The organism is Xenorhabdus miraniensis (assembly GCF_002632615.1).
In genome coordinates this window covers 74210-101016 of record NZ_NITZ01000019.1, presented here as the reverse complement: position 1 = coordinate 101016, position 26807 = coordinate 74210, and the positions used below count along the sequence as shown (strand labels likewise).

Here is a 26807-nt window from a genome sequence, read left to right as displayed (position 1 = left end):
CAAACCTAATGTCTGTGCATCAGGATTACTTTCTGTACAGGCGTTGTCTAGAGGAGCATCAAGCAATACAGTAGGCAAATTGCTGTTCAGTGTCTCCACCAGGGTGGTCTGGGTAAGTAATACCACAGGAGAGGCATCATCAAGCATATAGGCCAGTCGTTCGGCTGGATAGGCCGGATCGAGTGGCAGATAGGTCGCGCCGGCTTTGAGAATACCCAACAGACCGACGACCATTTCCAGACTGCGTTCAACACAGATAGCGACGCGATCATCAGGCTGTACGCCCAGCGCAATCAGATGATGGGCCAATCGGTTGGCGCTCCGGTTCAGTTCACCGTAGCTGAGGAATTGCCCTTCAAACACCACGGCGATGGCATCAGGCGTCAGTTCAGCCTGTTGCTCGAACAATTGATGTACCAGAGCGTTTTGTGGAAAATCAGTGTTGGTCGTATTGAAATCCATCAGCAATTGCTGACGCTCATTGGCGGGCAGGATCGATAAGTGACTAATAGGCTGTTGAGGGTCGGTTGCTAAGGTGTCAAGCAAGTTACCAATAACCGTAGTTATGTAGCCTGTTATTCTCGCTGGATCAATCTCCGCAACACTTTGAACTACTAAACTGAAATCTTCACCCATATCATCTACCGAAAGGGTGAGCGGGTAGTTGTTGCGTTCCTGTGTGGTCAACACACGGATACCGTCCCAGGCAACACTGGCGGAGCCTGATTTATTGTGGCGGTAGTTGAGCAAGGAGCTGAACAATGGTAATGACGAAGTGACTCCGCTACAGCGTTGGGCTAGTGCCAGCGGGGCTTGCTCATGTTCCAGCAGTGTTGTCAGGTCACTATAGGTAGTATGCACTACTTCTGATACGCTGCGATTAGCAAGGGATACCCGTATTGGCAGTGTATTGATAAACATCCCCATTACCCGATCAGCACCGACAGAGCCTTGCAGACGGCCTAATAGCACGGAACCAAAAACCACGTCATCACGGCCGCTGGTCTTTGCCAACATTTGCGCCCAGGCAACATGGAACAGTACTCCAGGGCTGATTCCTAATTGACGGGCCTGAGTACGGAGTCTCCCAGCCAAAGCGCTATCCAGTAATAAACGGGCTTCAACAATATTTTCACTGTCACTCTGCACATTAAGCAGACCAAATGGCGCCGTTGGTGTATCGACGTCGGCGAGCCGGGAACGAAAGTAGTCTTCATGCACTGAGGCCGATACACCCAATGTTTGGGCAATAAAATTACGGTACGGCAACGGATTAGGGAGTTCGTCAGCGAGTCCCTGCAACAACAGGCGGATTTCATCGACGATAAGCTCCAGTGTCATATGGTCACAGACCAAGTGATGGTAATTCAGCGCCAGTAGCCACTCTTGGCTGACCGGGTCATGAGCAATGTTGGCGGTAAGCAATGGTGCCTGACTGAGATTGAGTCGATGCTGGCGTGGATCTGTGTGTGCCTGCAACTGAGCGCGTACATTATCTTCTGAGGTTGGCACGAAATTAGTCACTGACAGCGGGGCCTGTCGCCAGACTACCTGTACAGGTCGCGACACATTTTGCCAGCAGATGGAAGTACGCAGGATATCGTGGCGGTCAATGACCTTTTGCAGGGCTTCAAGGAACGTATTGAGATATTCACGGTTATCGAAGGCAATCAAACTATTTAGCAGGTATGTATCGCCTTGTTCTTGTAGCTGGTGATGGAACAGAATGCCTTCCTGTAGCGGTGCGAGTGGATAAATATCCTGCACATTAGCGGCTCCGCCAACCACGGTTTCGACAACAATATCGATTTCCGCCTGAGACAGGGTTACCAGTGGCAGCATATCGGGGGTAATGGCAGTACAGTCTTCAGGAATACGGCTCAATGGCACAATAAAGGTAGATTCATCCTGAGCAGCCCGGATAGTTTTAGCCATGTCGGCAAGCACTGGTGTTGAAAAGACACTGCGGACATCGAGCAACCAACCCGCGCTGCGTAGCTGTTCAATCAGGCTGACCGCTATCAACGAATGGCCACCGAGTTCAAAGAAATGATCGTGGTGACCGACACGTGCCAGTCCCAGCAGGTCTTGCCAGATCTCAGCCAGCATGATTTCAAGTTCCCCAGAAGGCGCTTCATAGTCACGCGTTACCACCGCTGACTGGTCAGGGGCTGGTAATGCCTGACGGTCAAGTTTGCCGTTAGGGGTAAGAGGGAAGGTTTCTAACACAACAAAAGCACTAGGCAACATATAATCAGCCAGATGCTGTCCAAGTTGCTGGCGCAGTTTAGCCGGCACTAGTTCAGTGTTAGGCTGAGTCCGCAGATAAGCTACTAAGCGCTTGTCACCGGGGATATCCTCGCGGGCGATGACAACAGCCTCATCTATTTCTGGGTACTGAATTAAACGCGCTTCAATTTCACCCAGTTCAATGCGGAAACCGCGTAGCTTGACCTGAAAGTCGTTGCGACCGAGGTACTCGATATTGCCGTCAGGTAGCCAGCGGCCGAGGTCACCGGTCTTATACAGACGAGCATCTGGATCTATTGAGAATGGGTCAGAAATAAAACGTTCTTTCGTCAGTTCTGGGCGGTTCAGGTAGCCATGAGCCACACATACACCACCGATATGGATCTCTCCAGTTACGCCGAGGGGGACTGGCTGACCTTGCATATCCAGAATATAAATTTGGGTATTAGCAATTGGGCGACCTATGGGAGGTAAAGTTGGCCACTGATTAATATTTTTGCCCAGTGTATATGATGTTACGACGTGGCTTTCCGTCGGGCCATAGTGATTGTGTAACTGACATGACCCGGCACGTTGTAGAAAATGGCGAATGGCAGGAGTAATACGCAATTGTTCGCCTGCCGTAACGATATTAGCCAGACAAGTAAAATCTCCCTCAATGCTGCTGGAGGCTTCAGCAAGATGCTGTAGGGCAATGTAGGGAAGAAAAAGTCTATCAATCTGTTTTTGTTGAATAAGTTGAAGTAGTTGTTGTGGTTCCCGACGCATTTCTTCATTAATCAGAACCAAGCAGCCGCCTTCACACAGAGTGGTAAATATTTCCTGAAAGGCAACATCGAATCCCAGTGCAGCAAATTGCAGTGTTTTACCGGTTCCAGAGAGGTGAGAAGGATCTTGATGGTGCCATTGCAACAAGTTCGATACTGCTGACAGTGGCATTTCCACACCCTTGGGCAATCCAGTCGAGCCGGAAGTATAGATGACATAGGCCAGATGGTGTGGTGTCAGCCCCAACAACTGAGGATCTGGATTATGGGTTGGTTGTTCCGCCAGAGATGGGGGTTGAGCATCAAGTACCACGGTAGGCAAATGACTGTTCAGCCTTTCAATAAGTGAGGATTGGGTAAGCAGTACCACTGGTGCTGCATCATCAAGCATATACTTTAGGCGTTCAGTCGGGTAGGACGGATCTAACGGTACATAGGCACCGCCAGCTTTGAGGATAGCCAACAGCCCCACTATCATCTCAAGACTGCGTTCAACACAGATGGCGACTCGGTTATCGGGCTGTACTCCTAAAGTGAGCAGGTGATGTGCTAAGCGATTAGCACGGCGGTTGAGTGCATCGTAGCTAAGGGAGTGTGTTTCAAATACTACGGCAGTAGCATCTGGCGTACTTTCAGCCTGTTGCTCGAACAGTTGGTGTACCAGAATCTCTTGCGAAAAATCACCATCGGTTGCATTAAAGTCCACCAGCAGTTTCTGGCGCTCCGCCGTTGGCAATAGGGGGGCGTCTCCAATGGACATATCCAGAGATGTGATGGCAGCTTCCACCAATAGAGCCAAACGGGATTGAAGGGCGATGACCTCTTCGTGATTTAGGTAATTAGTATCATAATTGAATTCGATTGTGGCAGGCTGGTTTACATTCTCAAGGTGGGTAAACGTGTATTGATAGATGGCTATCGTGAGAGGGAACATGGCACCGCGATGTGATTGTTTGAGTGTTGTGATGGTGCCTTGCATACCCACATCGGCTTCGAACAACTCAAGCGATAGCATGATATCAAAAAGTTGAGTACGTCCTGTTTTCTGTTTGATTCGTGTGTTCTGGTTTATTTCTGCGATTGGCAGCCGTTGATGCTTATAGCAGCGGCGCAACTCCGCTGCTGCTTTGCGCATGACATCAAGGAAAGAGTCCTCAGAATAAACAGTCACTCCGATGGGAATGACTGACGAAAACATTCCCATTGTACATTTTTGTTTTGCATTTCTGCGATTGTGTACAGGAATGCCAATAACAATCTCCTCCGCGTCTGTACTGCGTGCGAAATAGCAGGCGAGAACGGCATACATAAAATGGAGGACAGATAGCCCATGAGCGGCCACGGTATTTTCAATCTGTTGAAAAAGTGTTTTGTCTAATTGCCAAAGAACGGGTTTTGCTTGTTCGTGAGTTGCAGATGTACTTAGATTTGAGGGTGGGATTAGGGCTGACGGCAATTTTTCATAGCGCCCCAACCAAAATTGCAGGTCACGTGTATGCAATTTAGAGTCAAGATAGGTACGATCTTCAACAATGAAGTCGAGATAGGAAGGAGCAGCCTCTGCCTGTACTTCTTTCTTGACCAAGCGATTGTAATTATCTGCAAGATCTTTGATAACCAGTCTCAAACCCAAACCATCTGAGATTAAATGATGACAACAAAATTGCCAGTACCACCGCGTCTTGCTAACTCGCAGCAATTCAGAACGCCATAACTCCCCATACAAATGAAATGGGCGCATAAAAGTAGTATGAATTTGCTGTGTGGCTTGAGCTTCTGCGTCAGGATATTGTGAAAAGTCGTGTATGGATAGAGAGATAGGGAGAGTATCGACAAGTTTTTGGCGGGGTAATCCATGGGTATCTACGAGCCGTAAACGCAACGCATCATGACGAGAAACAACAGATTCAAAAGCCTGAGTAAACAGAGCCTCGTCCAGCTTTCCATCAATACAGACCAATGTGCTGATGTTGTAATTGGGAGAGTCAGGATGAAGGATTTGATCAAGCCAAACAACTTGTTGAGTAGAACTAAGCGATAATTCATGAGAGGAAATCAAAGGATGTTCTAATGAAGATTCGTGGTTATGTGGCACATTCATTTTATAGTTCCAAAGTTTCAAATTTTTATCTATTAACTAAATAATCGTCCTAGTTTTTAATAGAATTGAATATTTGATAATAGAAATAATATAGGACTATGTTTATGCTTAATTTAGATCAAAAAATAATCGGCTTGATATTTGTTACTGATCTAGCCTATTAAGCATGTTATTTAAACGTGAAATTTAGGTTAGATAATATCCAGGAACATTAATTACACAAAAAATTCACAAGAATTTAATGTGCTTATATATGTGAATAATCTTCAACTCCAAGATATTACAATGGACATACGTAGTAAACATACTAGACATGGTATTGAAATTGCCTTAACTCTCTTGATAGTGATAGATATGAAATGAAAAAATACAGTAATTTCAGTGAGCTTAACAAATAGATGATTTTATACCGGATAACTTGGGAGGTGTTAACCTGCTATGAATCCACCGTTAATACAATCAATTGAAAATTCAATATTAATTCTGCTTCGCTATATACATCATATACTATATTTATTTGTGAAATAAACATCTGATATTATCTGATTCATTCAAATAGACATAAATGGTTATAATAAAAAATATTACATCCTTATTTTATATTATTAATGATAAAGTTTTTTGTTTCATTTTTGTGAAATTTATTAAAACATCAGATGGATTATGTAATATAAATGCGATGTAAAAATTTTTATTGGAAATGTATCCAAACTTTTATCTATCTATTGAAATTTCACATAAGAATAATCAGGAAATTCACATTTCATTATCATCCTTCTTTTCAATATATGGCGTACTATATCAACCGATTTGTGAAATATTGTAGAAAAAATTAGCCACTTGGCTGCATGGTTTTCTATTTTCGTTGTGATCTGTGTTTATTATCATGACCTTTTTCAGATAGACAACAAACAGAGCCATCTTTATGTCGCAAAAAACCGCTACTCCCATGCCTGAATCCTTACCCGATCCGCGTTAAAAATTTACTCTTCAACAGTGAATTAAGTTCTGGATTGTCCAATCTTGTGGTAAAAACAGGTGTATATTTTAGAAACAATATATTTGTTAACCTTACGATCTGTGTTCTAACGATTGGTTATGATCGTATCTCACTGTATAAAAGGATAAACATTGAATTTTCAAGGGCTACAAGCAAAATACAATCGTCTTTTTCAGGAAAGCGCCGCCTGGAAATTGTTAAGAGCTGATAATGCGCCTTACATTTTAGCTTTTTTAAGTAACTTGTTTTCTGAAAACAGTGAAGTTCCCTTCAGCCAGGCTCGCCTATTACTTGATGAAGAATTAACACGTTGCCGGGAATTGGCTATTTGGAAAACAGAAACGTCAGCAGGCACTTATCTTAATAAATGGATTAAAGAAGACTGGCTGCGTGAAATGAATGATATCCTGACCAAAACGGATGCCAGTGAAATCGCTCTCCGTTTTGGTCAGGGGCTTGATGAACGTCATTCGGGAACGACCGCATCTCATCTGAGAATTGTTCAGGATGCGGTCAGGGATTTTGCTGTAGCTATTAGTCCAAATATTAATGAACGAATAGCACTCTTAGAATCCAAAGATGCAGAAATCCAGAGAGAAATAGATTCGTTGAAAGCAGGTGTTATTACTGAATTGGACGAAGCAGAGCAGCGAGAAAAAATTCGTGAAATTTATCATCTGGCCTCCGTTTTAACGGGGGATTTTCGCCATGTCGAAGATGAAATCCGTCGATTAGATCAAAACATTCGAATCCAAATTATTGAAGGAGATTCCACAAAAGGAAATATTCTGCTTTCCGTGTTGGAGAAAGAAAATTTATTATCCCAAACTGACGCAGGCAGCGCATTTGAAAGCTTTTTCCATTTGCTGTGTGATCAACACAGAACAACGGAATTGAGAGAGCAACTTCGTAGTATTTTAAATCGTTCGGTCGCAAAGCATTTAACTCCTCAACAGCAACAGTTTCTCAATCGATTAATGAGAGAACTGAGTCGAGAGAGTGAAAGAGTTTTTCAGATCAGACGCCGGATAGAAGAAAGCTTACGTGCTTATATAGAAAGTGGTTATGCTCAGGAAAATCGGGCAGTAGAGCGGTTACTTAATCGATTGGAAAAATTGGCTATTGAATTGAAAAATGCAGGATGTCACTTACAAACAGAAACAACCCTATCACTGCCTACAGGTACAGCAACAATAAACTCTCCTGACAGTATGCTACTCAAATTACCTGATGAAAAACTCAATACTTCCGGTGTTGCGGAGAACTTAAACTCCAGGGTGCCAAGTACGCAGATGTTGGAGTGTCTTGATACAGTTCAAGTCAGGTTAATTGCTGAAAAGATCCTGTCTACATTAAAAAAATATGGGCCAATGACGATAGCTTCTATTGTGATCCATAATCCTATTAGTGCAGGATTGGAAGAATTAGTTGCCTATTTGAGAGTAGCAAAATCGATTGGCGTGGTGTCATTGGAAGAGAATGAATCAATAGAGATCACGGATAAACAGGGAGTTAATTTGAGGGCATCCATTCCAACTTTCCTTTTAAGTACCGATCTATTTCCCGACAATTTGGATGAGTTAACTCTTTAAGTTATCTGGCTAGAAAATGGGGATGAACCATGAGTGAATCTAAGAAAGAAACCAGTTTTTTTGATCAGTTAATAAGAAATCATACACAGTCAGAACGTTCCTCTAATACTCTTAATACAGAGTTAAATACAAACTTTTCATTTGAAGAAGTGCTTCCTGATGACCATATATTGAAAGAAGAGAATCACCATTCTGATATATTGAATGATACGATGGATAATAAAGGAATGCCTGTTGAAGCTCGTCAGGTATTAGTCGCTTTATTGCGTCATGGTGTTGTATTGTCTTCGCAGAAGATAAAACTTTTTGCCTCTCTTTGTCGCTATCAAAACGATATTCGTAAATATTTATCAGACATTTATCTGAAATTAGTTCTGGATGAGAGATCCGGGGTTGCGTTTATCGCAAATATTAATGATGAAGAAGATAAAGAGTCTTTGGGAATGGATGAGAATGAAGAGACACTATCTGTCATTAGCCGGAGAACGCTTTCTCTATACGACACGTTACTGCTGTTGGTACTTCGTAAACATTATCAAGATCGGGAATCCTTTGGTGAACAAAAAATTATTATTGATATAGAACGGATTGAATCTAATCTGACCCCCTTTCTGCCATTAACCAATAGCACCAAATCTGATCGTAAAAAACTCAATGGTGCCTTGACCAAAATGGTGACTAAAAAAATATTAAGTCAGGTACGAGGAAGTGATGATCGTTTTGAAATCACACCAATTATTCGTTATGTCGTTAATGCTGAGTTTCTCGAAAAAATGCTTGCAGATTATCTCAATATGGCAAATGAAAAAGGTATAGCTCTCGGTAAAAAGAGTAGCGGCATGAATAATGATGGAGAAACAGGAGATGACTATAATGACTAATTCATTAGTGCATACGAACCAAATCAGATTGGCTGAACTCTCCGTATATAACTGGGGCTCATTCAATGGGTTGCACACTGCGCGGATTGATGAGGCAGGAACATTAGTTACAGGGGACAATGGTTCAGGAAAATCAACATTTATAGATGGGTTGATGGCTTTGCTGCTCCCAGCAGGCAGGGCGACGTTCAACGTTGCAGCAGCACAGGGAGATCGTACTGACCGAACTTTAATTTCCTATATGAGGGGTAGTTTTGGTTCTGCTCATGACGGTGTCGGCACGAGAGTCAGAAGTAAACGTGAATCTGCCGTAGTGACCGGACTGAGAGCATTATATCGGGGTGATGACGGTACAGAAATCACACTGGCAGCACTTTTCTGGAACAGTAAACCAACCAATGCCCTGTCAGATGTAACACGGGTTTATACCATTGCCAAAAGAAACCTGACACTGAAAGAAGTTCTTGAGGCATTTGGTGAAGGTAATGTGCGGGCACTCAAACAGTGGCTCCGTACTGATCCTGCCATAACATGCTGTGATGACCGATTTTCTGAATATCAGGAGTTATACCGAAAACTCTTGTGTATGGATAATAAAAACGCGCCGGCATTGCTTTCACGGGCATTGGGTTTGAAAAAGATTGATGATCTGACAGAGTTGATTCGTGAATTGGTTCTTGAACCCAGCACCGTTAAGGATGATGCCAGAAAGATAGTGGAAGAATTTTCCGATCTCGTTGCTATACACAGTCAACTTGTGGATGCCAGAGCACAAAGGGATCATTTGGCTAAATTACCAGAGCTGAATGCTAGTCTGGAAAAATCAACAAAAGATCTGGAAAAGCTGACAGCAGAAAAAAATGGATTGTCTGTCTATTTGGGTGAAATCTTTGCACAGTTGTGGAACGAAAAAATTGTTGATATTGAAGCATTGCTGCGAGATATCCGCCGGCAAATAGAACAGGCTGAGATACAAGAGAGGGATACTCATGGGTTGGTCGAGCGAAGACACGAAGAATATCTCCAACTTGGTGGCACTAAAATAGAGTCACTTCGCAAAGAAATTCAGCACACTAAAGATCAATTAAAAAGGATTATTCGGGAATCCTCACAATATCAGGACAATGTTAAAGCGCTTGACCTTCCTTCTACACTGGAACATACCGTATTTGTTCAGAACCAATCTACTGTTGCAAGTAGATTTACCAATATTCAGGCAGAGCAGGAAGAATATGAGCAACAATTTGGTACCATCAGCGGGGAATTCAGCCAGTTACAGGGAAAAATAAAGCATATTTCTCAGGAAATCAGCGAAATAGAGTCAAGACCTAACTCTAATATTGATGTGAAATATCAGCAGCTTCGGGATGAGTTGGTTAATTCCCTTGAATTAAACAAAGATGACTGCATCTTTATTGGGGAATTAATTGATGTTCAGGAGCATGAAAAGGCGTGGCAAGGGGCAATAGAAAGAGCTTTGGGAGGGCTGCGTACAACACTTGCCATCCCACATCACCGCTACTCAATGGTGACACGCTGGCTAAATGCCCGTCATACTGGTTTGCACGTGAGAGTCCAGGTTGTCACTGATATTCAGGATAACGCTGTCGAGTTTAAAACAAATGGGTATTTGAGAAAATTAGCGTGGCGGGAACATCCTTATCGGGAATGGCTCAAACATCATCTCTTGCGCTTTGATTTGCAATGTGTCAAAGATACGGAAGAATTAGACAAAACACCGTATTCAATGACGCAGCAAGGGTTAGTGCACATGGATAAAGGGCGTTTTGAGAAAAAAGATCAATATCGGATTGATGACAGGAGGCGCTGGTATTTAGGTTTCTCAAATAAATCGCGTTTATCTATTCTTAATCATGACAAAAATAATTTCATACAGCTGTTATCAGCAATTGAAAAGCAGGTCAAAGAAGCACGAGAGGCGTTAAATTCCATTGTTAATATCAAAATATTGCTGGAAAAAGTGCAGAATTATCGATGGGATGATATCAATGCACCTTACTGGCATGACAAGCTTTTAACTTTGGAAAAAGATCTGGAAGTACTGGAACAATCCAGTGATTCACTTGAAAAAGCGATGGAACGCTGGAAATCGGCGAAAGAACAGTTACTTCATATCCAGTCAATATTAAAAGGGCTTAACGAACAATCGGGGGCGGTTAACTCGACGCTAAATGCAGCCAAAGGGGAATGGAGAAAAGCGCAGGTCAAAGCATCAAGAGGGATATCTGATATCACGCGGCAGTGGTTAACCACACGGGTGGGCAAGCTGCATGCGGATGTATTGGATCGGGAATCAGAATTGGTCTCTCAGATTGAAGAAAAACTGGAACGCCAACTGGAAAATAGCCGCAACAATAAAAACCGGGCGGAAAAATCCTCTGTCAGCATAATGGCTTCGTTTAGATCCCATGAAAAGTGGCAAATTTATGCGGTGGATTGGCAAACCGATATTAGCAGCTTGCCTGACTACCTTAATCATCTGCAACAGTTGGAAAGCGAAGGTTTGCCAAATCTTGTGGATCAATTTATTGAACGATTAAATAAACATGCCACCCAGTCAATGGCAACCATCAAAACGAAACTTGAATCTGAGCGTGAAGATATTCTTGAGAGAATAGACATTATTAATCAGGTACTTAATCGTACTGAATTTCGTTCAGGTACTCATTTGAGGTTGGGAAGCAAAAGGGAAAAATACCCACATGTTCAGGAATTCGATCGGCTTTTGCTGAAAGTATTGAGTAAAGTGATGAGCGATGATCATGAAGGGCGGTTCCGCGAACTATCAGTCGTGGTTTCCATCCTTGATAAAGCCAGTGCTTCCGGGACATCCACGACATTGGAAAGCCTGAGATTGCTCGATCCTCGTTATCAGATGGCATTTTATGCTGAAGAAATTGATGCTACTACCGGTGAGGTTCGTGATGTGCTGGAATCATCCAGTGGTAAATCGGGAGGGGAAAAAGAATCTTTTGCTGCCATGATTGTGGCTGCGAGTTTAGCATATGTATTAACCCCAGATGGTTATGACAGACCCGTTTATTGCACCGTATTTCTGGATGAGGCTTTTTCAAATACAGCGGAATCTGTGAGCCGACGTGTACTCCGTGTATTTCGGGAACTCTATATTCACGTCAACTTGATTACCCCTTATAAGAACCTGAATTTAGCAAGAGAGTCAGCGCGTTCTTTATTGATTGCCGAACGAAATCAGGAACATCATGACAGTCACCTTTGTGAAGTTACCTGGGAAGAAATTGACAGGATCATGGATGAGGAAAAAAGGAACAAACTAGCAGCTGAAATGCATGAATTCGGCATTAAGATTGAAAACTGACATGTAAAAAATATGCAAAAAGCACCACACACATATTCCTGGGGGTTATTACCCACGCAGGTGAAAAAAATAGTCAGAAAAAGGGAATGGGATAACTTGTCTTCCTTAAAGGCACGTCTATTGGGGGTTAAACCATTCCCCATTCGTATTAGCTTAAAACCCCCCAGTGGTGTTTTTGCATTATCGGATTTGGCACATTTTCAGCGAGTTGTCAGTGAATGGAAATCATTTCCTCACCAAGAAATGGTGTTGTGGTCAAGTAAAAGATTTCGGGAATTATCTGAGCAAGTTATTCCCATTTGGGTTGAGATTGAATCCATGCAACAACTGATAGAGTTTTTAGGTCAGGATGCTATCCGCCGAAGTGTAATATGGGAAAGAAATATGAAACCCTTTTTGCACATTGATGAAGTACTTTATTCGGCATTAATCAAAAATATCGAGATTGTAGAAAAAATCACGTTGAAAGAGGCAGAATTACTGGCGAAATTACTTCCTCAATTAAAGCAAGGGCTGGGGAAAGGACAATATCTACGAGCGCTTCCCATAATAGGTATTGATACCAAATTTTTGGAGAGTCACCTGTTCTTACTGGAAGAGCTGGTTAATACGCTTCATGGAGGGGCAGTTTTTGAGGCTGGCGGGCTGGTGGATTGGTTAGAGTGTCAGACGAATCCCAAAGGCTGGCTGACAGTTAGACCACTTTGTCCTCATGTTGCTGACGCGCTGGGTGGGTTACGCATCCTCCAATTACCTTATGAATTACTGAAAGAGTATGAATTTCCAGCATCAAATATTCTGGTGGTGGAAAACCTACAATCAGGTTTAGCATTACCTGATATGTCGGATACGGTGGCAGTTATTGGGGGCGGAAAAAATATTGCCTGGATGGATGCTTTATGGTTGAAGAAAAAACGAGTCGGCTATTGGGGAGATATTGATACATGGGGGCTAACCTTTTTAAGTGATGCCCGAGGTAAATGTGCCGGACTCGAATCAATCATGATGGATATTAACACGGTTAAGATCCACGAAGATAGAATGGGGATTGAGGATAAGCCCACTAAAGTTGTTCCTGATTTTCTCAGTGAAGAAGAAGTTAATTTATTTAATGGTCTGATTTCCGGCCGCTTTCAATCTTCCCGTCTGGAGCAAGAACGTTTGTCATCAGATTACATTAAACATCAGCTCGCTGATTGGTTAACAAAACAGAGCCTGCCTAAGAGGGCGATTAATAACAGATAAGACAGAGTGATGCGGTCGACAAAAATTGGTCATGACCTGAGAAGTTTTCCAAAGGTACGGTTTTTCCGATACATGTACTTACCTCCGGACTTAACTCCAACGGTACATCGGTAGTGCAGTATACCATCCGCTAAAGGGCGTTTTTCTATGCTATAGTAAGCCATAATTGACATGCTCCTAATTGTATTTAGGGGTGCTTTTTGGGGGCTGCTAATAAGCAAATAGCTCAAAATAACCCTAATTGCACGAAAATAAGCAAAACTGAAAGCGTATTAAATTCACGGTGATAGTAAGAAATGGCGGGTGTTTGACAATGAAATTAAGATATTTGTTTTTGCTATTTAGCCTATTTCTTATTGGCTGTACCAATCCTGCTATCAAATCTACCCCCCCTCCATTAAGCGTTGCTCTTTCTGATCCGATAATGGTCATAGCCCAGCTAAGAGATCAACTTGAACAATGGCACAGTACGCCATACCGTTACGGTGGCATGGATAGGCATGGTGTTGATTGTTCTGGTTTTGTCTATCGTACTTTTTATGATCGTTTTAATATTCGGCTTCCCCGCACAACGAGTGAACAAACCAGATTAGGCACAAAGATTAGCAAAGAGGATTTGATGCCGGGGGACTTGGTCTTTTTCAAGACAGGCAGCGGTGAGAGTGGCTTGCATGTGGGTATTTATGATACTAACAATGAATTTATTCACGCATCCACTAGCAAAGGGGTAATCCGTTCCTCGCTTGATAATGTGTATTGGCGTCGTGTCTTCTGGCAGGCACGCAGGATGTGATCCCACTTTCATCCCATTTCTCCAGCAATGCTTTATGATATCTTAACCCTCTATTTTCCTTTGCTGGAGCCAAAAATGTCCACATTACGTCTGTTGCTGTCAGACTCTCACGATCCCTGGTTTAATCTTGCTGTTGAAGAGTGTATTTTTCGGCAGATGCCACCAAATCAGCGTGTTCTTTTCTTATGGCGTAACGATAATACGGTCGTAGTTGGGCGTGCACAAAATCCTTGGAAAGAGTGTAATACCCGAAGAATGGAACAAGATGGCATTAAACTGGCTCGACGTAGCAGTGGCGGTGGGGCAGTTTTCCACGATTTAGGTAATACGTGTTTCACTTTTATGGCAGGTAAACCTGAATATAACAAAACTGTTTCCACGCAAATTATCCTTGAAGGGCTGAAAAAATCAGGGATTCATGCAACAGCTTCTGGCCGCAATGATCTGGTTTTATTTTCCCCTGAAGGGGAACGTAAAATCTCTGGTTCTGCGTATCGGGAAACTAAAGATCGGGGATTTCATCACGGAACTTTATTGATTAACGCAGATTTGAATCGTCTTGCCGATTACCTTAATCCTGATCCTAAAAAATTACAGGCGAAAGGTATTACGTCGGTTCGTTCCAGAGTAACAAACTTATCTGAATTATTGCCCGGTATTACACATGAAAAAATTTGTAAGGGTATTATTGAAGCATTTTTTGACCAATTTGGCGAAACAGTTAAGGCGGAAATTATTTCACCGCAGATTTTACCTGATTTGCCGGGCTTTAGTGATATTTTTGCTAAGCAGAGTAGTTGGGAATGGAATTTTGGTCAGGCTCCAGCGTTCAGTCACACATTAGATACGCGGTTCAGTTGGGGAGGAATTGAGCTGCATGTTGATGTTGAGCATGGCGTGATTAGCCGTTGCCAGATGTTTACCGACAGTCTTGAACCTGCTCCGTTTGAATTACTGGCTGAAAAGTTAATTGGGGTATTGTACCAGCCAGAGGCAGTTGGACGGATCATTCAACAAATTAGCGAGTTATACCCCTCTTTGGATACAGAGTTACAGCAATCGTATCATTGGCTCATCAATGAATTGAAATGATCTGAAAATTTAGCAAAGTGTGAAAAAAATGGTCAACTACAGGGAAGTTGACCATAAAGGGTGACGCTTATTAAAAATTTTTATTCTTCACAATGTAAGAAGGTCTTAAATTCAGGTAGTTGCCCGTTTTCTCTGAACTTAGCCGGTGTAGTGTTAAAATGTTTTTTAAATATCCGGGTAAATGTAGCCTGAGAACTAAAACCATATTGCAGAGCAATATCAAGAATCGGCAAATTATCTTCACGTAAAGATCTGGCTGCTTCATGAAGACGGCGTCGGCGTACGTATTGGCCTAGTGTACAGCCTTTTAATTCCTTAAAAATTCGTTGTAAATGCCATTTTGAATAGCCACTTTTATGGGCAATAGCATCTATCTTTATACCTTCTGTCCGTTGAAGTTGGCTTTCTAACCATCTGACAATATCGTTGATAACATTTTCTAACATGTTTACCTCCCACGTAAGTGGGTTTTTTGCTAAAAAGATACCGATATATAAATAATTATTTACGTTATTGTGCGTGTCATTTTAAGAATTTCTTTTTTGTCGTATACGCGAAACGTGCGATTTGGGGTTAATTATTTGAGGCGGAATAATTTGAGGCAGAATAGTCAGGAGTTGAGGCAAATTTTGCAGGCTAAAGCAAAATTTGCCTTTTTTCTTATCCGGGCAATAGATTTTAAACTGTAGCTAATCCGCTAAGATCCGAAAGATAGAGAGAATAATCACTCTTTTTACTGCCTGAGATAGATTTGTGGTTGATGAGTTTCAGGATGTTGGGTAACACCTAAATCAGCTTGATACCATTGTTTGAGAATATCGTCCCGCAGTACATCGTGTGGAGTGCCGGATGCGACTAATTTTCCTTTGTGCAAAAGGATGATTTTGTCAGCATAAAGGGCTGCCAAGTTCAAGTCATGCAGCACACAACAGACGGCTATAGGATGTTGACGCGTCAGGCGGTGAACGAGCCGTAGTGTATGTTGTTGATGATAAAGATCCAGTGCTGAAGTAGGTTCATCCAAAAAGAGGCAAGATTCTGTAGGCTCTGGATGCCAAAGTTGGGCCAAAACTCTCGCTAACTGAACTCGTTGTTGTTCTCCGCCGGAAAGTTGTTGGTAATTTCTTTTTCTCAGTTCTTCACATTCAGTTAATGCAATAGCTTCATCAATAGCGATTTTGTTGTGAGCATTTTCATGGGGAACACGACCCATTGCAATGACTTCTTCCACACTAAAAGGAAAAGAAAGGGAACTATATTGTCGCATTACTGCACGAATGCGTGCGAGTTGCTGAGTCGGCCAGCGGGAAATGGGAACACCTTTTAACAGGCATTCTCCTGAGCTTAGCGGAATATAGCCAGTTAATAATCGTAATAGTGTCGATTTTCCTGCCCCATTTGGGCCAATAATCGCAATCACTTCCCCGGAACGAATGGAAAGTGAAACATCACTGATTATCTGGTGCTGGCCGATGAAATAATTTAAATTTTTAGCTTCAAGCAAATTATCTGACATGATCGGCTCCATTATAAACGGCCTCCTGATGACTTAAGAATCAGCCATAAGAAATAGGGAGCACCAATCAAACCCGTTATCAATCCTACTGGCATTTCGGCAGGAGCAACTAATGTTCTGGCCAGTGTATCGGCGGTTAACAAAAGGCATGCTCCGCCCAAAGCTGATATTGGTAACAACCAAGTATGATCGCCACCAAACCGCATTCTGGCAAGGTGTGGAATAACCAAACCGATAAAACCAATGACGCCAGTCAGTGCAACTGCACATCCTATCAACAATGCACTCAGTAATAATAATTGATATTTAGTACGCTGGACATTGATGCCTAAATAATGCGCTTCCTCATCGCCCAATTGAAGCAAATTTAACTTTCGTGATTGGCTGAATGTCAGTATACAAACGGGAATAATGAGGGATGCGGCAATTATCAGCGTTGGCCATTGAATTTGGCTCAACGAGCCCATCATCCAAATGGAAAACTGGCGCAATTGTTGATCGTTACTGATATAACTTAATACACCAATAAATGCCATGCACAGTGCATTAATAGCGATACCTGCGAGTAGCAGCTTTGATAGGTTACCGTGGCTATATTTATTAAGAGAGAATATCAGGGTGGATACCAATAAGCTGCCGGCAAAAGCTGCAATAATATGGCCGTATAGCGCAATACTGGCTGGTAAAGTGAAAGGCAGGACAATAGCCATTGCTACTGTAAGTGCTGCTCCACTACTGATCCCTAATAACCCGGGGTCGGCCAGAGGGTTGCGGAATAACCCCTGCATCACGGCACCAGACACAGCCAATGCACATCCGACAAGAATTGCCAATAGAATACGTGGCAACCGAATATTCAACCAAATTTGCCACTGTGGATCCTCCAAAGAGGATTCCCACAGGGTTTTAAAAGAAAGTGGCAATGCCCCCATATTGGCTGAGCTGATTGCTAGAAAGAATAACAATAAACCCAGTATTATCAAACCAATACTGGGGGATTGGGAACGACTCATTGCACTTTCTCCGCTGCTTCACGGACTTGTTTCATCACGGCAGGAGTTTGCAGACCAAATCCAAGCAGACCCATTTCATCTACAACAACGATCTGTTTTTTCTTGCCTGCTGGTGTGAAATTTAATCCGGGCAGTTGCCAAACTTTATCCATACCGCCTAAAGTCTTCAATCCTTCTGTACTGATCAGCAACAAATCTGGCTTGCTGGCGATAACGCCTTCTTGAGACAGAGGGCGATATCCTTGAATTCCTTGCATTGCATTCTTTGCACCAATCGCACGAATAATCTGATCTGCGGCTGTTTTTTGACCGGCAGACATTGGCATAATGCCACCGTGACTCATGACAAAAATGACTTTAGTGGGAATATCTGATGTGGCGATATTTGCTAATTGTTGCCGGTATTGGGCAATCAATGCTTCACCGTGTTTTTCCTGATTGACCGCCTTGGCGACGGTCATGATTTTTTCAGGAACGGCTTCTAACGAGGTTTCGCTGGTCACTTTAATAACTTTTACACCGGAATCTTCGACTTGCTTGAGTGCCAGAGAAGGTTGAGCCGATTCACTGGCGATCACCAATGATGGGCGCATAGACAAAATCCCTTCTGAATTCAGCATCCTCATATACCCTACATCGGGTAGAGAGAGTAACGCTTTGGGATTTTGGCTGGTACTGTCCCTTGCAACAACATGCTTTCCTTCGCCAAGTGCAAAAACAATTTCAGACACATCGCCACCAATTGTAACAATGCGCTCAGCAGAGAACACATTGAAGGAGATGGCAAGCATAAATGTTAGAAGCCACTTTTTCATGCTATATAAGTTTCCTGTTCTGGTTGCAGTTTAGGCAGCGCAGCAATTTGTTCACGCCATTTAGCTTGCTCTGGGGTACCTTCGGTGCGTTGACCGTATAACTGTGCGATTTGATTTCCATTGGCATCAAATAACTCAAGGCTGGTGACAAAACCATTATCTGTTGGTTTACGGGTAACCCAGCTTTCAGCAATGGCACTTTCAATCAGGTGCAGAGTGAAATTGGAGTTGAAAATATTGAGCCATTTCTGAGAGGAGTTTTCTTCCTGATAAGGCACCAAACGTGCCAGTTTGCCGGTAAAAATCTGAACACAACCACGGTTTCCGACAAAGATCATGATTTCGTTCTGATCGTTATAAGCAGTTTCAACGATCTGGTTTACTGCTGAATTATCAACACGATATGCCAAATCATCACTGACTGCATTGAAAATCTGCTGGCGGTTCAGATTATGGCGTTTCATCATGATGAAGAATTGATGAACATCAGTCATTGCCCGCCATTCTTCATCTAACTGTGCGCGTAATTGCTCAGTGACTTCTGCATGCTCAGGTACTTTTTCTGGCTGAATCTCTAGCACTGGATTTTCATTGGACTGATATTTTTCGATCAAAGCATCCCATGCAGCCATATCGGTGTTACTGGTGGTATAAACCTTATGCAATGCGTCACCTTGGCGATCAAAGAATTGAATGCTGTGACGTACACCATTCTTGGTAGGTTCAACCAAAGAGAAAATACTATTCCAGTGTTCGAAGAACAGGCGCAGGTCAAGTTCACGTGGGTTGAGGATCAAACCAACGTGTGGGCTGAATTTGGTATTTTCGTAACGACCAATATGCTCGTGAACGGCGAAATCATTACGGGTAATTGCCTTGGTTTCGCCAACGGTCGCCAGTTCCTGAAGTAAGGTTGGAGCATCAATATTCAAACGTTTGGCGTCAATACCGACACGGCTTTGCAATAACTCTCCTTCGCTGACATTGAGGTAAGCCGCGAGGTCACGCGCATATTTAGCTTTGTTATCTGCTTTGGCTTGTTGGTAACGTTCATAAAGTGATTGATTCACAGTTGCTAACTCCTTAAAAAATGGCGTTAAAAATACATTTCATTTTAAAAATTAATGGGATGGTCTATTACTATTTACCATTGGTAACTGATGAACAGTTTGGCGTTGCGACCCGTTTGTGGTGTACCCAAAGATGAGTAATAGGCTTTATCGAAAGCATTACCCAGTACGACAGAAGTCGTCATCCCTTTTAATGCGCCATCACCGTGATAGCTGACATAGAAATCATTGACGCCATAACCTGCGTGTTGAGAAATTTTCTGACCGTATTCATCCTTATTCGTGCCATATATACCTTTAAATTGGGTATGTTGGGCAAACTTACCGATCCAACCGATAGAAAAACCTGTGTTAGATAGTGGAATGTCTAATGTGCTGGTTAGGTTGTCAGGGCTTAGGGTACCTATGGATGCCCCGGTTTCTTCATTTTTGCCTGTTGTACGGTTGTAAGCGAGATCCCAGGAGAACCAATCAGAATTATATGTCATGGAAACATCCCAACCCCAGATCTTAGATTTTGGGATGTTAATTGATTTCGTAAAGCCATCCATAATAGATTTCGAAGCGCCTTCTCCTATAATAAATGAGATGTAGTCTTTCGCTTTCGTATCAAAATAGCTGGCCTTAAATTTCAGACCATCACGATTGGTAAACAGCTCCTCGAAACGAAGCCCGAAACCATATTCCAGAGTTTGATTACTTTCAGGGCGTAGATTTGGGGAGGGTACCCAGTAGTTTTTAACAAAATGTTTCGAATCGTTATACATTTCGCCCATGCTTGGCGCACGGAATGCCTGAGAATAGGAAGCAAACATCATCAGCCAATCGGCTGGAGTAATGCTAATGGCACCTTTTGATGACCATTTGTCAGCACTGATATCGTCATATTTGTTATTTGAAGACTTATAACTGTCATAACGGGTACCCGCAATAAACGAAACAGGCAACTCCCGTAAAGTCATTTCGTCCTGAACCCAGCCGGATGCAAAACGAATATCGGCATTGGGAAAACCTACAACAATATCACTGCTTGGCTTTTGTCTTTGCTTATAGATTTCGCCACCGTAGGTAAATTGATGCGCTGCAAAAGCAGTGTTTGGCAAATGGGAGCGGTTTTCAAGTTTTATGCCATAAGTTGCTTGTTTGCGGCCTTCAAAACTTTTGTCTTTATTTTTGCTATTAATATTTACATCGGAATAATAAATATCCGCTCTGGCGTTTAACCAGTTGTAATCTGATGGATTCAGTTGATAAGCCAGATGTGCATCCCGTTGTGCTGTGGTGCGGTCTACCTTTTGGTTTCTACTATTATCGTTAGGTTCTTGTGGATTTTTGGGTTCATGTGCTTCATTGCGGTAATAACGTAAGTCACCGCTGAGCGTCTGGCTGTCAGTTATTTTCCAGGAGCCTTTTGCCAGGATATTTCCAATGGTTTCATCATTACGACCTTGCGTACCATCTCCATAGCGGATATTACCTACATCGCGGGTACCAAATGCCAATAATCCATCAAGTTGTTCTGTTTTACCGAATGCGGTACCACCAAATCCCAGGCTGTGATCCCCTGTACCTGCGCGGTTAAAAACGCGAAAACCTGTGTTTTTACCTTCTTCCAATAAATCAGCAGCATCTACTGTTTGGTAGGCAATAACACCACCGAGAGCACCACTACCATATAATAGCGCCGATGGACCCCGAACGATTTCAACTTGCTTAATCAGTGCAGGATCAAGGAATACGCCATTAAGATGCCCGGTATCGGTTCCTTGCCGAATGCCGTCCACAAGGGTGAGAACACCTTTCTGAGAGTAACCTCTCATATTGATATCTTGTCCATTGGCGCGCCCAGAGCCAGCAATTTCAATTCCCGGAATTTTGTTCAGTAAATCATTTGCATTACCTGCAACTTTGCTACTGGCTGAATTACCATCAATGACCGTAACCATCATCGGAGTCTCAAAACTGTCTCGCTGATTACCCGTGGCGTAAACAGTTAAAGTATCTTTGGATGATTTGTCTTTTTCAGAAACTACGGTCGCTGCATTTGCTGAAGATAAACTTGCAAAGATAGCTACAGTTAATGCAGACAATCTTAGACTGGGCGATTTAATTAGGGTCATGCAGGTTAATCTCCGTGCTTAAATAGTGTCTTATAAATTAAAACGAAAGAGCAACACCTTGCTGATATTCAAAAGGTGAGCTTGCCAAAAATTTTGCTATGTCAGAATAAATTTGCTGCATTTTGTCGAATTTGTTGAGGTAATCTGCTTTTTTTGCCAATTTTCATGGCATACAATTTTGTTGATGGTGGTTGGTCATCAATACAATTGCGCTTTACAGAATCGTTGGATAGATCAGGAAGAATCTGCTGTTGCAGGAGGTTAGTGTAGCAATGCTGACGATACGCTAATTTTTCCATAACCAAACTTGAACAATAATTATTCTAATATTGAGAATAATTATCGTTTCAATGGAGGTTAACTTCAAGTTATTTTTTTTATACCTATGTTAAATGAACAATGGATTGATTTTTATGATTTTTATGGATTTATCTGACTCCGGCAGTAACAAACAGGAGCCAGAATAGGGAAAGGATTCAGGAACAATTTTCAACGGCATTGGCAAGGATACTGATAAATTGTTCGGTATCCTGCCAGCCAAGGCATGGATCGGTAATGGATTGTCCGTAGGTCAAAGGTTTTCCCTGCACCACTTTTTGAGTACCTTCCACCAAAAAGCTTTCAGCCATAATGCCGGCAATGGCAGTTGAACCAGCTTGAATCTGTTCCCCAAGATTTTTTGCGACATCTAATTGACGACGATGTATTTTCTGACAATTAGCGTGGCTGCAATCCACAATCAAGCGTTCGGGTAAATTAAACTCACGTAATTTATGGCAGGTTGCTGCAATCTCTTCCGCTCCGTAATTCGGTTTTTTTCCGCCACGCATAATAATGTGCCCATAGGGATTTCCACTGGTTTGATAAATGGTCATTTGACCATTTTTGTCAGGAGACAGGAACGTATGTCTGGCCCGTGCTGCACGAATGGCATCAATGGCAATCAGTGTATTGCCATCTGTCCCATTTTTAAAACCAACTGGACATGACAGGGCAGAAGCCATTTCTCTGTGGATTTGGCTTTCTGTGGTTCTGGCGCCAATAGCTCCCCAACTAATTAAATCGGAGATGTATTGACCCGTCACCATGTCCAAAAATTCTGTGGCGGTGGGAACACCTAATTCATTGATATCAATTAATAGCTTACGGGCAAGTGATATCCCTTTATTGACCTGACAGGAACCATCTAGCATCGGATCTGAAATTAAACCTTTCCAACCCACGACTGTTCTCGGTTTTTCGAAATAGGTTCGCATTACAATTTCCAGGCTGTGCTGGTATTTTTCACGTAATGTGCGTAAGCGGGAGGCATAATCAAGGGCTGCATCAACATCATGGATGGAGCAGGGACCAATGATGACCAATAAACGTTGATCATTGCCTGTCAGAATGGACTCGATACGTTTTCGTGACAATGTCACATTTTGCAACGTCTTTTCTGATATAGGGTATCGTTCGGCAAGCGCTTTAGGTGTGATAAGGCTGTCAATACGGTGGGTTCTTAACTCATCTGTTTTGTACATATACTTTCTCGGATTTTCCTTCATATTGAGACAGTGTCTGGAATGATAGAAATCACAATAACTCAACTTTCAGCAAATTCAACAGACAATAATGCTATTTGAGAGAGAAAGTGCCGTGAATAAATATTGTGAAACACGCGGGTATCAGAATCAGAACATACGGCGTTTTAGTCCCATATTATCAATAATCTTGGTTGAAATTTCTTCGATGGAATAATTGGTGGTATTCAAATAATTAATCTTGTTTTTACGAAATAGTGCTTCAACTTCAGCAATTTCTACGCGGCATTGACGTAATGAAGCATAACGGCTATTTTCTCTTCGTTCTTCTCGAATGGCTGCAAGCCTTTCTGGGCTGATAGTCAGGCCGAACAATTTATGCTGAAAGGGTTTTAAATCAGGGGGTAACTGTAAGTTATCCATATCATCAGCAGTGAAAGGATAGTTTGCGGCCTGAATACCAAATTGCATGGCAAGATAGAGGCTGGTCGGTGTTTTCCCACAACGGGATACTCCGAGAATGATCACTTGGGCTTGATCAAGGTTGCGTAATGAAACGCCATCATCATGAGCAAGCGCATAATCAACAGCGGCAATACGAGCATCATATTGACTCAGATTTTTTTTGGATAACCCATGGGTTCGATGTAATTCTGGTTTTGGAGCCATACCTATTTCTTGTTGTAATGGCGCAACCAGTGTCTGGACAATATCCTGACAAAACCCATCGCTGCGGGTAATAATGCTTTTTACTTCATCTGAAATGATGGAATAAAAGACCAATGGCCTGATTTGAGTTTGCTGATATATCGCATTTATTTGATCTTTGACTTCTTCAGCCCGAGTTTTGCTAGTCACGAACGGTAGGGTATAGGAGGTAATAGCAATTGGAAATTGAGATAAGACGGCATGACCTAATACTTCCGCGGTAATTGCAGTCCCATCGGAAATAAAAAATACGCTGCGTTCCGATTTTTCATTTTCTGCTGTTTGGGGGAGATAATTTTCTATCATTGTTGCTTTCTTTTATAGTTAGATTGCTATTGTTAGTTATCAAACTTTATAAAGTTGTTTGGCTGAATCGTTTTTATCAAGGATTATCAATACAACCATACTTTTCGATTATACCTGTAAAAAAATAATATTGTTGGGTTGATCGATTCACCTTTCCATATATAGCAAAACAATGTGCTAGGCTATTTCCTGCTGTGAAGAGCAGCCTTAATTTTTCCGATTTGTACTTCAAGAATGTAAAAAAGGATAGTTTCTAATGTCCAATAGTGGCCTCACCCCAAGCAATGTACTCTGGTATAACCAATTAGGTATGAATGACGTTAATCGGGTCGGTGGTAAAAACGCCTCTCTTGGCGAGATGATTACCAATCTGGCAGAACTTGGCGTATCTGTTCCTAATGGTTTTGCAACGACTGCACAGGCGTTTAATGATTTTCTGGAACAAAGTGGTGTGAACCAACGCATTTATCAATTGCTGGATGAAACCAATGTTGATGATGTCAATCAACTGGCCAAGGCTGGCGCACAGATTCGTCAATGGGTGATTGATACGCCATTTACGGCTCAACTTGAAAAAGATATCCGTGATGCTTATCTGCAATTGTCTGAAGGCGAACCTGATGCTTCTTTTGCTGTGCGTTCTTCCGCAACCGCTGAAGATATGCCGGATGCTTCTTTTGCTGGACAGCAAGAAACCTTCTTGAACGTGCAAGGCATTGATGCTGTGATGGTTGCCATCAAACATGTTTTTGCATCACTTTTCAATGATCGCGCTATCTCTTATCGCGTCCATCAGGGATATGATCACCGTGGTGTTGCGCTCTCTGCGGGCGTACAGCGGATGGTACGCTCTGATCTGGCATCATCTGGTGTGATGTTCACAATTGATACTGAATCAGGTTTTGATCAGGTTGTGTTCATTACATCAGCTTATGGTCTCGGTGAGATGGTTGTACAGGGTGCAGTGAATCCTGATGAGTTTTATGTCCATAAACCTACTTTGAAAAATAATCGTCCCGCAATAGTGCGCCGTAATCTTGGCTCTAAAAAAATTCGCATGGTTTATGCCGACAGTAAAGAGCACGGAAAACAGGTACGTACGGAAGATGTATCAGACGAGCTAAGCAATCGTTTCTCTTTATCTGATAGTGAAGTAGAAGCGTTGGCAAGACAGGCGCTATTGATTGAAAAACATTATGGACGCCCGATGGATATCGAATGGGCAAAAGATGGACACAATGGCAAGTTATATATTGTGCAGGCTCGTCCTGAAACTGTTCGTTCAAATCAACAGGTGATGGAACGTTACCAGCTCAATGAAAAGGGTAATGTGCTGGTGGAAGGCAGGGCTATTGGTCACCGTATTGGTGTCGGCACTGTCAAGGTTATTCATAATCTTGGTGAAATGGATCGTATTCAAGTAGGGGATGTGCTGGTAACTGACATGACCGATCCAGATTGGGAACCCATTATGAAAAAAGCGGCGGCCATTGTCACCAATCGTGGCGGGCGTACTTGCCATGCTGCCATTATTGCCCGTGAGTTGGGGATCCCCGCCGTTGTTGGTTGCGGAGATGCGACCGAACGTCTGAAAGAGGGCCAGAAAGTAACGGTTTCTTGTTCGGAAGGTGATACTGGTTTTGTTTATCAGAATAAATTGGATTTCAGCGTTCAGAGTTCTCAGGTTGATGAACTGCCGGAATTAGATGTTAAGATCATGATGAATGTCGGCAACCCTGATCGTGCATTTGATTTCGCTTGTTTGCCGAATGAAGGGGTTGGTCTGGCGCGTTTGGAATTTATCATTAACCGGATGATTGGCGTGCATCCTCGCGCGTTACTTGAATTCTCCCGACAGTCACCTGAATTGCAAGAGCAGATTAAATCGTTAATGCAGGGATATGATGACCCAGTTGAATTTTATGTAGGGCGATTAACTGAAGGCATTGCAACATTAGCAGCAGCATTTTGGCCGAAACGTGTAATTGTTCGTTTGTCAGATTTCAAATCCAATGAATACGCGAACTTGGTCGGTGGAGATATGTACGAGCCGCACGAAGAAAATCCGATGTTGGGTTTCCGTGGAGCAGGCCGTTATATTTCTGACAGCTTCCGCCAATGCTTTGCTCTGGAATGTGAAGCGGTCAAGCGAGTGCGCAATGTTATGGGGCTAACTAACGTTGAAGTTATGATCCCATTTGTACGTACAGTGACTCAAGCTGAGGCTGTGGTAGCTGAATTGGCATCTCAAGGCTTGAAGCGTGGGGAAAATGGTTTGAAAGTCATTATGATGTGTGAAATTCCATCAAATGCGTTATTGGCAGACCAATTTCTTGAGCATTTTGACGGTTTTTCAATTGGTTCAAATGACATGACTCAGTTGGCCTTGGGATTAGATCGCGATTCTGGTGTAGTATCTGAATTATTCGATGAACGTAATGATGCCGTAAAACAATTGCTTTCCATGGCAATTCAAGCGGCGAAGCGTCAAGGAAAATATGTTGGTATATGTGGACAAGGCCCTTCGGATCATGAAGATTTTGCAGCATGGTTAATGAAAGAGGGAATTGACAGTTTATCGCTTAATCCGGATACGGTAGTGAAAACTTGGATTTCTTTGGCTAAAAGTAACTAGTTGAATATAATTCAGGCCTGAA

At 42.6% G+C, this 26807-nt stretch carries 16 protein-coding genes and 1 pseudogene; 7 read left to right on the top strand and 10 right to left on the bottom strand.

Translation table 11 applies throughout. The annotated features are described in order from the left end of the window. Positions 1–5118: non-ribosomal peptide synthetase (locus Xmir_RS16630; protein WP_145956917.1), on the bottom strand; the 5118-nt coding region annotated here is incomplete at its 3' end. Positions 5119–6249: 1131 nt separating this feature from the next. Here Xmir_RS16630 and Xmir_RS16625 point away from each other — a divergent pair. Genes Xmir_RS16625 through Xmir_RS16610 form a run of 4 tightly spaced genes read left to right on the top strand, consistent with a single transcriptional unit; the run spans position 6250 to position 13194 of the window. After that, entirely contained in the window at positions 6250–7710 is a 1461-nt protein-coding gene (locus Xmir_RS16625) for a DUF3375 domain-containing protein (protein ID WP_099115318.1), read from the top strand. A gap of 29 nt (positions 7711–7739) precedes the next feature. Then, entirely contained in the window at positions 7740–8591 is an 852-nt protein-coding gene (locus Xmir_RS16620) for a DUF4194 domain-containing protein (protein WP_099115317.1), read from the top strand. Then, positions 8584–11949 carry an ATP-binding protein gene (locus Xmir_RS16615; RefSeq protein ID WP_244170966.1) on the top strand — a complete coding sequence of 1122 codons (3366 nt, stop codon included), beginning with the start codon at positions 8584–8586 and terminating at the stop codon, positions 11947–11949. Before Xmir_RS16620 ends, Xmir_RS16615 begins: the two co-directional genes overlap by 8 nt. Positions 11950–11961: 12 nt before the next feature. Then, positions 11962–13194 (top strand): Wadjet anti-phage system protein JetD domain-containing protein, encoded by a 1233-nt coding sequence (locus tag Xmir_RS16610; protein WP_099115316.1) that lies wholly within the window; start codon positions 11962–11964, stop codon positions 13192–13194. Positions 13195–13238: 44 nt separating this feature from the next. Here Xmir_RS16610 and Xmir_RS29390 read toward each other — a convergent pair. Then, positions 13239–13358: pseudogene (locus tag Xmir_RS29390) on the bottom strand (site-specific integrase); the annotation flags it as partial. A gap of 149 nt (positions 13359–13507) precedes the next feature. On the opposite strand from Xmir_RS29390, the gene Xmir_RS16600 reads away from it, so the two are divergent. Then, on the top strand, positions 13508–13987 hold the full coding sequence (locus Xmir_RS16600; protein ID WP_099115315.1) for a C40 family peptidase: 480 nt from the start codon (positions 13508–13510) through the stop codon (positions 13985–13987). Positions 13988–14062: 75 nt separating this feature from the next. Further along, a complete protein-coding gene (gene lplA, locus Xmir_RS16595; protein WP_099115321.1) occupies positions 14063–15079 on the top strand; it encodes a lipoate--protein ligase in 1017 nt (338 codons plus the stop codon). Between the two features lie 80 nt (positions 15080–15159). Here lplA and Xmir_RS16590 read toward each other — a convergent pair whose 3' ends face one another. From Xmir_RS16590 to ppsR, 8 genes are all read right to left on the bottom strand, one after another. Continuing rightward, the gene (locus Xmir_RS16590; RefSeq protein WP_099115314.1) at positions 15160–15525 is read right to left on the bottom strand and encodes a helix-turn-helix domain-containing protein; all 366 of its coding nucleotides are present in this window, start codon (positions 15523–15525) and stop codon (positions 15160–15162) included. 287 nt (positions 15526–15812) lie between these two features. Further along, positions 15813–16607, bottom strand: coding sequence for a heme ABC transporter ATP-binding protein (locus Xmir_RS16585; RefSeq protein ID WP_099115313.1), 795 nt, complete (start codon positions 16605–16607; stop codon positions 15813–15815). Next, a complete protein-coding gene (locus Xmir_RS16580; RefSeq protein WP_099115312.1) occupies positions 16607–17608 on the bottom strand; it encodes a FecCD family ABC transporter permease in 1002 nt (333 codons plus the stop codon). Before Xmir_RS16580 ends, Xmir_RS16585 begins: the two co-directional genes overlap by 1 nt. Then, positions 17605–18423, bottom strand: a complete 819-nt coding sequence (locus Xmir_RS16575) for a heme/hemin ABC transporter substrate-binding protein (RefSeq protein ID WP_099115311.1) — start codon at positions 18421–18423, stop codon at positions 17605–17607. The genes Xmir_RS16580 and Xmir_RS16575 overlap by 4 nt, the downstream gene beginning before the upstream one ends. After that, a complete protein-coding gene (locus Xmir_RS16570; protein ID WP_099115310.1) occupies positions 18420–19493 on the bottom strand; it encodes a hemin-degrading factor in 1074 nt (357 codons plus the stop codon). The genes Xmir_RS16575 and Xmir_RS16570 overlap by 4 nt, the downstream gene beginning before the upstream one ends. Positions 19494–19567: 74 nt before the next feature. Then, the gene (locus Xmir_RS16565; RefSeq protein WP_099115309.1) at positions 19568–21613 is read right to left on the bottom strand and encodes a TonB-dependent hemoglobin/transferrin/lactoferrin family receptor; all 2046 of its coding nucleotides are present in this window, start codon (positions 21611–21613) and stop codon (positions 19568–19570) included. 476 nt (positions 21614–22089) lie between these two features. Then, positions 22090–23136, bottom strand: a complete 1047-nt coding sequence (locus tag Xmir_RS16560; protein ID WP_099115308.1) for a 3-deoxy-7-phosphoheptulonate synthase — start codon at positions 23134–23136, stop codon at positions 22090–22092. 150 nt (positions 23137–23286) lie between these two features. Continuing rightward, entirely contained in the window at positions 23287–24150 is an 864-nt protein-coding gene (gene ppsR, locus Xmir_RS16555) for a posphoenolpyruvate synthetase regulatory kinase/phosphorylase PpsR (RefSeq protein WP_099115307.1), read from the bottom strand. A 256-nt stretch (positions 24151–24406) separates the two neighbouring features. On the opposite strand from ppsR, the gene ppsA reads away from it, so the two are divergent. Beyond that, entirely contained in the window at positions 24407–26785 is a 2379-nt protein-coding gene (ppsA, locus tag Xmir_RS16550) for a phosphoenolpyruvate synthase (protein ID WP_099115306.1), read from the top strand. The last annotated feature ends 22 nt before the right edge of the window (positions 26786–26807 follow it).

Excerpts from the sequence above, each read along its gene's own strand:
- Xmir_RS16620 (WP_099115317.1), top strand. The coding sequence starts at position 7,740 with ATGAGTGAATCTAAGAAAGAAACCAGTTTTTTTGATCAGTTAATAAGA.
- Xmir_RS16615 (WP_244170966.1), top strand. The coding sequence starts at position 8,584 with ATGACTAATTCATTAGTGCATACGAACCAAATCAGATTGGCTGAACTC.
- Xmir_RS16610 (WP_099115316.1), top strand. The coding sequence starts at position 11,962 with ATGCAAAAAGCACCACACACATATTCCTGGGGGTTATTACCCACGCAG.
- Xmir_RS16600 (WP_099115315.1), top strand. The coding sequence starts at position 13,508 with ATGAAATTAAGATATTTGTTTTTGCTATTTAGCCTATTTCTTATTGGC.
- lplA (WP_099115321.1), top strand. The coding sequence starts at position 14,063 with ATGTCCACATTACGTCTGTTGCTGTCAGACTCTCACGATCCCTGGTTT.
- Xmir_RS16590 (WP_099115314.1), bottom strand. The coding sequence starts at position 15,525 with ATGTTAGAAAATGTTATCAACGATATTGTCAGATGGTTAGAAAGCCAA.
- Xmir_RS16585 (WP_099115313.1), bottom strand. The coding sequence starts at position 16,607 with ATGGAGCCGATCATGTCAGATAATTTGCTTGAAGCTAAAAATTTAAAT.
- Xmir_RS16580 (WP_099115312.1), bottom strand. The coding sequence starts at position 17,608 with ATGAGTCGTTCCCAATCCCCCAGTATTGGTTTGATAATACTGGGTTTA.
- Xmir_RS16575 (WP_099115311.1), bottom strand. The coding sequence starts at position 18,423 with ATGAAAAAGTGGCTTCTAACATTTATGCTTGCCATCTCCTTCAATGTG.
- Xmir_RS16565 (WP_099115309.1), bottom strand. The coding sequence starts at position 21,613 with ATGACCCTAATTAAATCGCCCAGTCTAAGATTGTCTGCATTAACTGTA.
- Xmir_RS16560 (WP_099115308.1), bottom strand. The coding sequence starts at position 23,136 with ATGTACAAAACAGATGAGTTAAGAACCCACCGTATTGACAGCCTTATC.
- ppsR (WP_099115307.1), bottom strand. The coding sequence starts at position 24,150 with ATGATAGAAAATTATCTCCCCCAAACAGCAGAAAATGAAAAATCGGAA.
- ppsA (WP_099115306.1), top strand. The coding sequence starts at position 24,407 with ATGTCCAATAGTGGCCTCACCCCAAGCAATGTACTCTGGTATAACCAA.